The sequence below is a fragment of the Microbispora sp. H13382 genome, from assembly GCF_014161445.1.
Taxonomy (GTDB): domain Bacteria; phylum Actinomycetota; class Actinomycetes; order Streptosporangiales; family Streptosporangiaceae; genus Microbispora.
The window spans coordinates 1-1,322 of record NZ_JABBXA010000047.1; the positions used below are offsets into that span (position 1 = coordinate 1).

At 67.8% G+C, this 1,322-nt stretch carries 1 protein-coding gene; it reads right to left on the reverse strand.

Annotated elements, in window-relative coordinates; translation table 11 throughout:
- Window positions 1-21: 21 nt before the first annotated feature.
- Window positions 22-1,092, reverse strand: a complete 1,071-nt coding sequence (locus HHX41_RS39385) for an IS110 family transposase (protein ID WP_182910007.1) — start codon at window positions 1,090-1,092, stop codon at window positions 22-24.
- Window positions 1,093-1,322: the final 230 nt, after the last annotated feature.

Consider the following 1,322-nt stretch of genomic DNA (forward strand, 5'->3'; position numbering starts at 1 on the left):
CTCGCGATGCTCCTATGACTGTCAAGCCGCTTGAACTGCGGCTTGTGGGGTGGCGTCTGGGGTGATCAGGTCCTTATAGACCTCTCTGGCGACGTAGCGTTTCAGGCAGCGGATGATCTCTTTCTTGGACAGCCCCTCGGTGGTGCGACGCTGCACGTAGGCCATGGTCGTGGGGCAGTGGGCCATGCGGCTGACCACGATGACGTGCAGAGCGCGGTTGCCATCACGATCGCCGCCGCGGTTCAGCCGGTGACGGCGGGTCTGCCCGCTGGAGGCCGGGATCGGCGCAACGCCGACCAGGTGGGCGAACGCGGCCTCGCTGGTCAGCCGGTCGGGATTGTCTCCGACGGTGATGAGCAGCTGTGCGGCTGTTTCGAAGCCGATCCCTCGGCGGGCGAGGAGGCGAGGAGCCGCCTTGGTGATCAGCGGCCGGAGTTGCGCGTCGAGGTCGCTGATTTCCTCGGTAAGTTGCCGGTGTCGGCGGGCCAGGCTGCGCAGGGCGTACTTGGCGGCGGTGGTGGGGTCGCTGGGCTGGTCGCCCGGCCGGAGCCTGAGGCACATCTCGACCAGTGCTCGTGACGACCGGTCGCGTAGCTGCTCACGTAGATCGGCGGGGGCCGTCACCAGAAGCGTCTTGAGCTGGTTGATCGTCGCTGCCCGGGCCTTGACCGCGCTGGCACGGGTCACGTGCAGCATGCGGATGACCTCGACCAGGCCGTCGCGGGTCTTGGGCACCGTACTGGCACGTCCGGCCAGCGTGGCCTCCGCCGCTGCATAGGCGTCGATGGGATCGGACTTGCCCTGGTGTCGGCGGGTCTTGCGGTCCGGGCGGTCCACATCGACAACCTTGACGCTCGCCTGGTGGAGGTAGCGGGACAGTCCGGCGCCGTAGGCGCCGGTGCCCTCGACCCCCACCGCGGCCAGCCGGCCGAAGCCGCGCATCCACCGCAGCAGGTCGGCGTAGCCATCGGGGGTAGCGGGGAACTCCTGGTCGGCCAGTCGCCGGCCGCTCATGAGGATGACTGCCGCGTGGTGGGTGCTGCCGTGGGTGTCGACGCCGCCGATAATCCGCATCTTGCGGTTGCGTGCCATGCTGGAACCGCCGCTCTGTTGTCGAGACGAGACGGCACGCACCGGTCGGGCGGACGGACAGCACAGTGACGGGCAGCTGGCAGGCTCCTATTAAGTCACGCCGCTCGTCCGGCCGCGTGCATTACAGACGTCACCAAGCGAGACCGACAAATCGCGAGGAGGACACGGGGTCTGTGTACATATGGGTCAGGTCCCGCCCGGTGACGTCCAAGCCCATTCTCACTGTGTAC